8 protein-coding genes are annotated in these 12053 nt (G+C 42.4%); 6 read left to right on the top strand and 2 right to left on the bottom strand.

From position 1 onward, the window contains the following. Positions 1 to 9 precede the first annotated feature (9 nt). Both A9Z07_RS11695 and A9Z07_RS11690 read right to left on the bottom strand, forming a co-directional pair. Entirely contained in the window at positions 10 to 1725 is a 1716-nt protein-coding gene (locus A9Z07_RS11695; RefSeq protein WP_005259366.1) for a proline--tRNA ligase, read from the bottom strand. 215 nt (positions 1726 to 1940) lie between these two features. Next, the gene (locus tag A9Z07_RS11690) at positions 1941 to 2585 is read right to left on the bottom strand and encodes a hypothetical protein (protein WP_069578855.1); all 645 of its coding nucleotides are present in this window, start codon (positions 2583 to 2585) and stop codon (positions 1941 to 1943) included. Between the two features lie 278 nt (positions 2586 to 2863). On the opposite strand from A9Z07_RS11690, the gene pilG reads away from it, so the two are divergent. From pilG to A9Z07_RS11660, 6 genes are all read left to right on the top strand, one after another. Then, positions 2864 to 3247 carry a twitching motility response regulator PilG gene (gene pilG / locus A9Z07_RS11685; protein WP_004652356.1) on the top strand — a complete coding sequence of 128 codons (384 nt, stop codon included), beginning with the start codon at positions 2864 to 2866 and terminating at the stop codon, positions 3245 to 3247. A gap of 20 nt (positions 3248 to 3267) precedes the next feature. Further along, on the top strand, positions 3268 to 3630 hold the full coding sequence (locus A9Z07_RS11680) for a response regulator (protein WP_004775365.1): 363 nt from the start codon (positions 3268 to 3270) through the stop codon (positions 3628 to 3630). Positions 3631 to 3674: 44 nt separating this feature from the next. Continuing rightward, entirely contained in the window at positions 3675 to 4211 is a 537-nt protein-coding gene (locus A9Z07_RS11675; RefSeq protein WP_004775363.1) for a chemotaxis protein CheW, read from the top strand. A 47-nt stretch (positions 4212 to 4258) separates the two neighbouring features. Further along, positions 4259 to 6340: a methyl-accepting chemotaxis protein gene (locus A9Z07_RS11670; protein ID WP_005259361.1), complete on the top strand. Its 2082-nt coding sequence runs from the start codon at positions 4259 to 4261 to the stop codon at positions 6338 to 6340. A gap of 152 nt (positions 6341 to 6492) precedes the next feature. Continuing rightward, positions 6493 to 11577, top strand: a complete 5085-nt coding sequence (locus A9Z07_RS11665) for an Hpt domain-containing protein (RefSeq protein WP_069578853.1) — start codon at positions 6493 to 6495, stop codon at positions 11575 to 11577. A gap of 12 nt (positions 11578 to 11589) precedes the next feature. Continuing rightward, positions 11590 to 12045, top strand: a complete 456-nt coding sequence (locus A9Z07_RS11660) for a hypothetical protein (RefSeq protein ID WP_004775357.1) — start codon at positions 11590 to 11592, stop codon at positions 12043 to 12045. The last annotated feature ends 8 nt before the right edge of the window (positions 12046 to 12053 follow it).

The raw sequence follows: 12053 nt of genomic DNA, 5'->3' as shown, positions 1-12053 counted from the left end.
TTGGTCAGATTAACGGACAAGTTTTGCCATTAATTCTTCTTTATTCAGATTGCTTGCTTCTGCATCGCGACGACCTTTGTATTCGAAAGTGCCTGCATCCAGACCTTTTTCACCAATCACGATACGATGTGGAATCCCCATCAATTCAAGATCAGAGAATTTCACCCCCGGACGTTCATTACGGTCATCCAGTAATACGTCGTAGCCTTGTGCTTGCAGTTCTGCATAAAGCGCTTCAGCTGCTTCGAGTGTACGCGGTGACTTGTGTGCATTCATTGGTACGATTGCCACTTCAAAAGGTGCAATCGCTTGTGGCCAGATAATACCTTTGTCATCGAAGTTCTGTTCAATAGCAGCAGCCACCACACGTGTTACACCAATTCCATAACAACCCATTGTCACGGTTAATGGCTTACCATCTTCACCCAGTACTTTACAGTTTAGGGCTTCTGAATATTTGGTTCCTAACTGGAAGATATGACCGACTTCAATACCACGTTTGATCTGAAGTGTGCCTTTACCGTCTGGAGATGGATCGCCTTCGACGACATTACGTAAGTCGAATACTTCTGTGAATTTGGCATCACGATCCCAGTTTACACCCGTCGCATGTTTGTCTACTTCATTGGCACCAGCAACAAAATCAGCCAATACCGATGCTGCACGATCTACGATAACTGTTAAACCTTTTTCAACCAGACCTTGTGGACCACAGAAGCCAGCAGTCAAACCATGTTCTTGTAACTGTGCTTCAGTTGCAAAAGTCAAAGGTGCAGCAATTAACGGATGTTTTTCAGCTTTAATATCATTCAGCTCATGGTCACCACGTAAGAACAGGGCAACCACTGGTGTATTACCTTTTTCATCCGTTGGGCCTTGCACCAATAATGCTTTGACCGATTGCTTTGCATCTGCATTCAGGAATTGGCAAACATCTGCAATGGTTTTCTGATTTGGTGTGTCGACAAGCGTATAAGCTTGAGTCGCGGCAGCACGTTCACCCACTAGAACTGCTTCAGCCATTTCAACATTGGCTGCATAATCAGATTCAGTTGAGAACGCGATATCGTCTTCACCACTGGCTGCAAGCACATGGAACTCATGTGAAGCTGAACCACCAATTGAACCTGTATCTGCCTGTACTGGACGGAAATCCAGTCCTAAGCGGGTAAATATACGGCTATAGGTGTCATACATCACATCATAGGTTTCTTGCAATGATGCCTGATCTGTATGGAATGAATACGCATCTTTCATGATGAATTCACGAGAGCGCATCACCCCAAAACGTGGACGAATTTCGTCACGGAATTTGGTTTGGATCTGATAAAAATTCAGGGGTAATTGCTTATAACTTTTTAGCTCATTACGTGCCAAATCGGTAATCACTTCTTCGTGGGTTGGACCCAATACGAATGGATTATCATGACGATCTTTAAAACGTAATAATTCTGGGCCGTATTGTTCAAAACGACCAGACTCTTCCCAAAGCGCAGCAGGTTGCGTCACTGGCATAAAGACTTCTAATGCACCTGAACGGTTCATTTCTTCGCGCACAATCGCATCTACTTTCTTTAAAACGCGCGTTCCCATGGGCAACCAAGAGTATAAGCCTGAAGCTAATTTACGAATCATCCCCGCACGTAACATGAGCTGGTGTGAAATGACCTCAGCATCATTTGGGGTTTCTCTTAACGTTGCAAATAAAAAGCGGCTTGCGCGCATGGAAACTGTCCTAAAGTTAAGTGTTATTTAAAAGATGCTACAACAAGGAGCAAAAATAATAGGCTCACTTTGAGCTGTTGGCATTATGACATGAATCATTCAATTTAGCGCAGTATAAACCACTGCAATGTATTTAAATGTTGAAAATGTAGAGGCATTTAGATGAGATAAAAGCAGAATTGGCCCTGTAATTTCTTACTTTTAATGGCTGCGTTTTATTCCAGTGTCTTTAAACGGCTAATGATATCTGCGTATTCAATTTCTGTTTTATGGTAGGCATTGCGCAGGCTTTCAACGGTTTTTTTGACGTTCTCAATATTCTTGGAATTATTTTCCAGATTGCTTTTTAATTGGGCTGGCAGCATTTCACCTTTACGATGGTAATCCATTTCCTGACGCTTAAAAGCAATCTTATCTTTTTGTAGTTGCTGTAACTGCTCCTGTTGATAATTCAGCTGCTTCTTTAAATTCGCTAAAATCTGATCACGTTTGGCGGTGGCGATCTGGGTATTGCCATAAGCACGTTTTAATCTTAGATCCTGTTCCCGACGACGGGCAACAGATTCACGTTGAGCAGATTGTTGCGCATCAACAGTAGCATTATAAGGTCGATTACGCTTAATCACCTGCATATTGCGGTCAAGCGCTTCATAACCATAACGGATGTGTTCAGGGGTGACTGAGGTGCTGACATTGGCAACGCCGTTCTTGTCATAATAGCGGTACCAAGTGGCTTTGGTGGGTTCCACTACGGCAAAAGTTGAACTTGCAACAAAAAATAGAAAAAATGAGCAGATGTAAGTACGCGTAATCGTTGTAAAGTGACGAATGCGGAAACCGCACTTTAACGAACCAGCCATTACATTCCCCGAAAAAAGTTAATTAAATCACTTATTTTTAAATAATAATCAGTTGTATATTAGTGCTAATTTATACATTTAAAAATACTTATTAGGCAAAAAAATTAGGAATTTAATTAAAAGTGTGATCTGCTTAGGATTGTTTAGAGAAACTGATAGGTTGGTTCAAAAAACTTCATTGATAATGCAAGTAAAGATATGTTAAAAATATCAACTGATCTGTATAAAACAAATTAAACCAACCATAATTTGTATTGAGTATTGGGGCAGGACAATAAATGGAAGATAAATTTCAAAATTTAAAGGTGATGGTGATTGACGATTCTAAAACGATTCGTCGTACAGCTGAAACGTTATTGCAACGTGAAGGCTGTGAAGTCATTACTGCGGTTGATGGCTTTGAAGCATTATCAAAAATTGCAGAAGCTAATCCGGATATCGTTTTTGTTGACATCATGATGCCTCGTTTAGACGGATACCAAACCTGCGCATTAATTAAAAACTCTCTAAATTATCAAAATATTCCAGTCATTATGTTGTCAAGCAAAGACGGTTTGTTTGATCAGGCGAAAGGCCGTGTCGTGGGTTCGGATGAGTATTTAACCAAGCCATTCAGTAAAGATGAGTTGTTAAACGCGATTCGCAACCACGTTAGCGCATAAAATTAAAGATTGAGGAAAAAATGGCTCGCATACTTATTGTAGATGATTCACCTACTGAAACTTTTCGCTTTAGAGAAATTTTAACAAAGCACGGTTATGATGTAATTGAAGCAACCAATGGTGCAGATGGGGTGACCTTGGCACAAGCAGAATTACCTGATTTAGTGCTTATGGATGTGGTTATGCCAGGGATGAATGGCTTTCAGGCAACCCGTCAAATCAGTAAAGGTAAAGACACACAGCATATTCCTGTGGTGATCGTTAGTACCAAAGATCAGGCAACTGACCGTGTTTGGGGTAAACGTCAGGGTGCTTGTGACTATTTGACCAAGCCTGTAGATGAACAACAACTTATTGATGTGATTAAACAATTATTAAGTTAATTCGCTCAATGTGAGCCTTCTCATTATTCAATACGGGATAGGGTATGGCAGCAAATGGATTTATCGAGTTGCTTCGTTTATCCAAGCGAGGCAATAAACAATATACTTCAACTCAAAATGAAACGAACCGTTGGTCGGGCATTGCATTTGAGATGTTGGGGCAATATTTTGTTGCGCCATTGGGGGAAATTTCTGAGGTAATTTATCCTCCGAAATATACACCGGTACCAAATACTCAGGCGTGGGTACGTGGTTTGGCAAATATTCGTGGAAGACTGCTTTCGGTTTCTGATTTAACACATTTTATTTCAGGGCAAAGAAGCCAGTTTTCTCCGACGCAAAAAGTGATTTGTATTAGCCATCAAGATCATTATGTGGGGTTGGTCGTTGATCAGGTTTTGGGGATTCAGCACTTTAATAAAAAGAGTTTTTTCTCTCAAAATAATGATCTGGATAATAAGTTAAAAGACTATTGCCAAGGTCATTTCCACCAACATAATCAACAATGGCATGTGTTCTTATTGAGCCGATTATTAAAAAATCCTCAATACATGAATGCATCAATAAAATTTATAAACTAATTTAATACGCTACGGAAGATAAAGGCGTATTTCGGGGAGAAGCTGACATGGGCTTTAAACTTAAAAAAAAGAATGGTAGTGATAGTGCGGGGCTGAAAAAGGGTGGAGCGTTTCTCGATAATATACGAACGCAACTCGATCAGTTCTCCCGTTTATTCGGTGAAACTGAGAAATCAAAACCGATTATCTATCGTGCTTTAATTGCTTTGGCCCTTGCAGTCATCCTCTTAATCTACTTGTTCGTTAGTGTACCGCGTTCAAACCAGTTAACCCGTAGTCTGGGTGAATTGCGTTTGTTATCGCAAACCATTTCACGTCAGGCGACAGAAGCGACAGCTTCGGGTAAACCTGAAGAGATGAAAAAGCTGGTTGAATCGGAAAAGCAATTTACTGAAAACCTTGAAACGGTTGAAAGTGTCTATGGTAAAGGCTCAGATGAATACAAGAAGGTGAATGAGCTTTGGGGCGGAATCTCTAAAAATATTGACCTGATTGCATCACAACAGAAAGTCATTAATCAGCTTTATGATACCAACATTGCGATTAGCGATACCATCCCTGAGATTCAGGCTGAATATAACCTGATGGTTGACCAGATGGTACGTGAGAACATGCCGAGTAGTCAGGTAATTATCACCAAGAACCAAGTGTTTATTGCTGAACGTATTTTACGTTCGATCAACTCGGTGCTGGTCGGTACAGATAATTCTAGCGTTTCTGCAAATGACTTCGGTGCCGATATTGATACCTTTGGTGTGTATTTAAATGCACAGTTAAATGGTAGTTCTGAATTGGGTGTAGACCGTATTAGTTCAGCTGCTTTACGTGAGTCTGTAGACAGCATTAAATCTGACTATGACGCCGTATTGAAATCAGCAGCGGCAACGGTATTGCAAAACGCGAACCAGATCGTGCGTGTACGTCAGGCATCTTCGCAAATCTTCTCTCAATCTGATGCGCTATTGAATTCTTTAAATGCGTTATCAAATAAAGCTGAAGGTGGCTGGGGCAATGTTATTGCAGGTATCGTGCTAATCGGTGCTTTAGGCTTACTGGTTTTCTCTGCACTACAATTACTTGCTTTACGTAGTAACACCGATAAAGAGCGTGTAACCCGTTTACAAGACGAATATGACCGTAACCAGAATGCGATTTTACGTTTATTAGATGAAATCGCAGACTTGGCAGATGGTGACTTACGTTCTTATGCGACAGTATCTGAGGACTTTACAGGTGCAATTGCCGACTCGATTAACTTTGCGATCGATCAGTTACGTGACCTTGTATCGCGAATCACGGATACTTCTCAAGAAGTTGCACGCTATACCCAAGATACCCAGAACATTACCAACCAGTTAGCCGAAGCTTCTGAACATCAGGCGCAAGAAATTGCGGGTGCATCCGCGGCAATGAACGAAATGGCACTGTCCATTGACCAAGTATCTGCCAACGCATCTGAATCTGCTGATGTAGCACAACGTTCGGTACAGATTGCGACCAATGGTGCACAAGTGGTAAACCGTTCAATTGAAGGTATGGATCACATTCGTGAACAGATTCAGGAAACCTCGAAACGTATTAAACGTTTGGGTGAATCGTCTCAAGAGATTGGTAATATCGTCTCGCTGATTAACGATATTGCAGACCAAACCAACATTCTGGCATTAAATGCAGCAATTCAGGCGTCGATGGCAGGTGAAGCAGGTCGTGGTTTCGCAGTCGTAGCCGATGAAGTACAGCGTCTTGCAGAACGTTCTGCATCAGCAACCAAACAGATTGAAAGTCTGGTTAAAACCATTCAAACGGATACCAACGAAGCCGTAATCTCGATGGAACAAACTACTTCCGAGGTTGTTCGTGGTGCGAATCTGGCAAAAGATGCGGGTATTGCACTGGATGAAATTCAAACAGTATCGGGTGACTTGGCGAAACTGATTGCAAGCATTTCGGATGCAGCAAAACTTCAGTCTGCTTCTGCAAGTCATATTGCAACTACGATGAATGTTGTACAGGAAATTACGTCACAAACGACAACAGCAACGTTTGATACAGCACGCTCAGTTTCTGAGTTGGCAAATATGGCTGAATCGTTACGTGAATCAGTAACTGACTTTAAGTTACCTGAGTAAAACGAATTGGAAAGGCAGATGGGGGTGTCTGTCTTTCCATTTTAGATGTGTTGGATATCTCAACAAGGTGATGGCGAAGTGGAACTACATCTTGTGTGATAGATAGACGTAATTTTTACCCACGTTGGTGGATAAAAACGAAAGAAGCAGCTATGAAACAAATATTAAAAACGTTAGTTGAAACGATGACGCTTCCTGAAGACAGTTATCTTGAACAAGATGCAGAGATTCTTGAGATTTTTATTGAAGAATTAGATGAGATCTTTGTTGAGTTAGAGCCATTACTTGTTCAATGGAAAGAACAACCACATCAACAGAATGTGCTGACCGATATTCGCCGACATTTCCATACTTTAAAAGGTTCTGGAAGAATGGTCGGCGCAAAGTCTTCAGGTGAGCTGGCATGGACAGTCGAAGATACTTTAAATCGTGTGATTGCGGGCACGATTACTTTAAATGCTGATATTCAGCGTTTTGTACAATCGGTTTTTAATCTTTATCGCTTTAAACTTGCGCATGACTTTAAGGCAGTTCAGGCCCATCAGGTCGACTTCAAACCATTGGTTTTACTCGGACAACAATTACAACAGCAGCAAAGTCCTGAACCTGCGCTGGCAGAGCTTTTAAATCTTGCCACTGATCTTAATCATGACGAGGCATTGACTGGTCTTGAGCTAGTGGATGATGTTGTCGTTGAAACGGATGCACAGGATCAAGCGCCACAGCAAGTTGAGCCTGTATCTGAGCTTGAATTGGCGACGCCGTTTGAAGATGAGGCACTGGCCAAAGAAACTCTGGCCATTTTCCAGGAAGAAGCCGAAGAACATTTGGCGACCATCAATCAGTTCTTACAAAATGATCGTCCAAGCAATGATCAATACAATACCTTGATTCGTGCGTTGCACACCTTGCGTGGCAGTTCTGCAATGGCGCATGTCGATCATGTCTTTGAAGCCAGTTCAAAAGTTGAAAATCTGTTTAAAACATTATTACAGGAAGAGCTGGACTCAAGTTCAGATGAAACAGCTTTATTGACGCATTATGCACAGTTTGTCGGTGATTATTTACATACCTTGAAGCATGAAGGTACTCAACAAAAGTTCAATGAAATTTATGAGACTTTTAATGTTGCGTGGGACAGCTATGACTTCCAGTTAGAAGAAAAGAATGGTGAAGCAATACGTCCACAAGGTCTGGTATCTCAATTAATTGAATTGGAAATTAATGACTTACTGGATGTTGAATTTGATTTCGAGAAGCGAGCACGCCATGAGTTCCCGCAATATATCCAGTTACTGAGTCAACAGGCCGAAATTCTGTTGCAGCATACGCATCATCATGCAACGATTGGTATGTATCAGTACACCAGTTTATTGCGTTCAAGCTATCAAGATCTTATTTTTAAACCAAGTTTACTCAATCTTGATTATGCTTTTGAACTTTACCATCAAGTTCATCAACAGTTTATCCAGTTATTTGATACCTTGGCAGCCGGTCAGCGTGTCACTTTAACCAAAGCACATGAACGTGTTTTAAATGAATTAAGCTCATTTACTCAGCAAAATGTTGAGTCTGTGCAGCAAGAAGCTGTGGATGTCGAGACCCATACAGTTGAAGAAACTTTGGCGGTTGAACCACAAGCAACTTCAAGCGCTGTGACTGACTTAGCTGCCCAATTTGCACTGGATAAGCAACAGTTAGATTCGGATGAAGCGAACCGTGATTTTGATCCAGACTTGCTCGATATCTTCCTTGAAGAAGCAGATGAACTGCTTGCAGGAATTGATACTGATCTCAATACATGGGCGGCGGATCATAAAAATATTGATGCTTTAAAGAATCTGATGCGTTATTTGCATACTTTAAAAGGTGGTGCAAATATGATTCAGGCACGTCATATTGGCCTGATTTCGCATGAGCTAGAAACCATTTATGAAAAGTTGATTAACCAGCAAATTCAAGCAACACCTGCACTCATTGCTGTGATTCGTGCTGTACAGGATGATATTGCTGATCGGATTCAAATTATTCGTGATCAGCATGTCGATTATCCAGCAACGCATGCTTTGGCCGTTCTCCATAATTTGGAAAAAACCACGGTTACAGCTCCGCAAGCTGATGTTACTTTCGCTACGCCACAACCTGTCCTTGAGACGGTTGAAACACAGACCAATGATAGCGCTGTTGAGACAAGTAACTCGGGAACTGCAATCCCAGCCAATGCAACTGTCGATGTAACTGCGTTTGCAGCACAACTGGCACTGGATAAGCAGCAATTACAATCAGCAGAGTCAAATCGTGACTTTGATCCAGATTTGTTGGATATTTTCCTTGAAGAAGCCGATGAACTGCTTGCAGGGATTGATATTGACTTAAGCACATGGACCGCCGATCATCAGAATTTGGATGCTCTAAAAAATCTGATGCGTTATTTGCACACCTTAAAAGGTGGTTCAAATATGATTCAGGCGCGTCATATTGGCTTGATTGCGCATGAGCTGGAAACCATCTATGAAAAGCTGATCAATCAGCAAACTCAGGCGACTCCACAATTGGTGGCAATTATTCGTTTAGTTCAGGACGATATTGCAGACCGCATTCAGACCATTCGCGATCAGCAAACAGATTATCCATCATCGCATGTGGTGCAGTTACTTCAACAGGCAGACCAAACGGTTGCTCCTGTAACGCTTGAGCCAGTGATTGAGGCTGTAGATGCATTTGCAGCAATTGAAACAGATGTTGTTGAAGCGCAAGCCGAATTACCTGAATTTGCCGAAGTTGAACCTGCACTTGATGCACAGACGCTGACATTAGAGCCAGAAACAAGCGCGGTTGCCTCAGATGAGATAGTTGATGCGACTTCTGCAACTCAAACCCTTGAGACGGTGGCAGAGCCATTGGACGATGATGTTCGTTCGCTGGTCGAGCAGACTTTCCTCGAGGAAGCAGAAGAGCTGCTGGAACAGGCACAAAGCTTATTGAAGCAATGGTTTGAACAACGTGGTAATCGTAGTGTGCTGCTACAGTTACAACGTAATGCCCACAGCTTAAAAGGTGGCGCACGCATGGCTGAAATGGATGCCATTGCTGTAATTGCCTATCATTTAGAAAATGCTTTTGAGCAGTTTGGTGTTCATCATTTCAATTCAAATGTGTATGACAACCTGCTGAATACCGCATTAGCATGGCTGCATGAGGCCATCTTTAAGCGTCAATATGCGAATTTTGATGGTTTAAAACAAAGTCTGGAGAAGATGGAGTTTGTCGATGTTTCGGCACAACTTCCTCAGAAACTTTCTGCGAGAGATATCTTCACGCCTGAATATACGATGGAGTTTGTTCAGGGCGATGGAACAGAACCGCCATCAATGCTGGGTGAGTGGGAAACCACAGAACGTATTGAACAGAATAATGAAATGATTCGTGTCTCTGCAGATGTCATCGAGAAGATGATTGACCTGTCAGGGGAAAATGCGATCAACCGTTCGCGTATCGAGATGGACTTAGGTCAATTGGGCGGTACGCTGACGGAAATGGAGCTGGCGATCAAGCGTTTGGCGGATCAGTTACGTCGAATGGAAGGTGAGCTGGAAAGTCAGATTATTGCACGACATGGCGGAGAAGATGCGCGTTATGCCGACTTCGACCCATTAGAGATGGACCAATATTCATCTCTGAACCAGTTGTCAAAATCACTGGCCGAATCTGCTTCGGATTTGGTTGACTTCAAGACCACATTGTCTGAGAAGATTCGTGATACAGAAGGCTTGTTGCTGCAACAATCTCGTATTCAGGCTGAGATTCAAGAAAGTTTAATGCGTACTCGTCTGGTACCATTTTCACGCTTGTTACCGCGTTTACAGCGTATCGTGCGCCAAACCGCTTCAGCATTGAACCGTCCAACTGAATTGGTGGTGAACAATACTGAAGGAGAATTAGACCGTAGTATTCTTGAGCGTCTGGTTTCACCTTTTGAACATATGTTACGTAACGCGATTGACCATGGTATTGAAGATCGTGAACAGCGTTTACAAGCCAATAAACCTGAAACTGGTCACATTGTCCTGAACATTGGTCGTCAAGGTACTGATGTGGTCGTGACTTTCAGTGATGATGGTAAAGGGATCGATGTTAACCGTATTAAAGAAAAAGCACTGCAAACGGGTCTAATGACGCCAGATCAGAAGCTGGAACAGGAAGAGATTTTACAATTTATCTTCCATCCTGGTTTTAGTACCGCTGCTCAGGTTACACAGATTTCTGGGCGTGGTGTAGGACTGGATGTGGTACAAAGCGATATTAAAGCTTTGGGTGGCCATGTCAGTGTAGATTCTACATTGGGTACAGGCACTACCTTTACCATCCGAGTTCCAACAACGGTTGCAGTAAGTGATGCCTTGATGGTTAAAGCAGGCGATCAACAGTTTGCATTCCCATTGGCACAGATCGATCGTATTGTTCGTATTTCACCAATGGCACTTGAGCAATACTTTGACAGTCAGGATGACTATTTCACCATTGATCAGGAACGTTACCGTTTACGCTATCTTTCTGAGTTTGTGGCAGGACAGCCAATTCCGCGTTTGAGTGGTGTGGTGCATTCTTTACCTGTATTGCTGATCAAAGGTGCACAAGGCCAGACTACGGCATTACTGGTGGATCAGTTGATTGGTTCGCGTGGTCAGATTGTGGTAAAACCTGTCGGACAGCAGTTCTCTAGTATTGGTGTCATTGCGGGTGCAACGATTCTGGGTGATGGTCAGGTCTGTTTAATTCTGGATGGTCAGAATATTGCGCGACAAGCGCAGTCGACTGCACGTAGTAAGCAGGCCGATGAGACTTATACTAAACAGCGTTATGATGAACGCCGCCTGATCATGATTGTCGATGACTCGGTCACCGTACGTAAGGTGACTTCGCGTCTATTAGAGCGCCAAGGTTATGATGTGGTCACTGCCAAAGATGGTGTTGATGCGATGGAGCAGCTCGAAACAGTGAAACCTGACCTGATGCTACTGGATATTGAAATGCCACGTATGGATGGTTTTGAGGTCACAAACCTTGTACGACACCATGAGTTGCATAAGGACTTGCCAATTATCATGATCACCTCACGTACAGGTGAGAAACATCGTGAACGTGCATTGTCGCTTGGTGTAAGTCAATACATGGGTAAACCATTCCAGGAAGAAGCACTTCTGGAAAATATCGAAAGTTTACTGGCTGTGCGCTAAGAGGTAGAAAAAATGGTAAAGAAAAGCGCAAACTCGGCATTGGGGCAGATTGACCAGCAAGAGTTACAACATTTAATTACGGTCTCAACGGGATTTATTGATGCATACATTATTGAATGTCATCAAAAGGTTCCGATGTTGTTGCCGCAGAATATTGTCTTGTCAGCAATGGATACTCAAACCAATGTTGAACATATTGAATGGCATGATTTGAAGCTGCCTGTTTATGCGGTGAATGATCCTGAGCAAAAACAAGGTGTGGCGCTGGTTGTAGAAGGTGAGGATGTGTCACAGCGTTTTGCACTGGTTTGTAATGAAATGCCCGAGTCGATCCGTTTACGTATTTCGGAGATTGTCGATGAAGAACGTGAGATTGATGATGATAAAGTCTTTCAATATGTGAAGATGGGGGAAAACAAGTTTTATGTCCCTAATCTGCAAAATATACAAGCCCAACTGGGACTGTAATAAAAAAG

It is taken from the genome of Acinetobacter sp. YK3 (genome assembly GCF_001729365.1).
GTDB lineage: Bacteria > Pseudomonadota > Gammaproteobacteria > Pseudomonadales > Moraxellaceae > Acinetobacter > Acinetobacter vivianii.
This window is presented reverse-complemented; position numbering and strand designations above follow the sequence as displayed.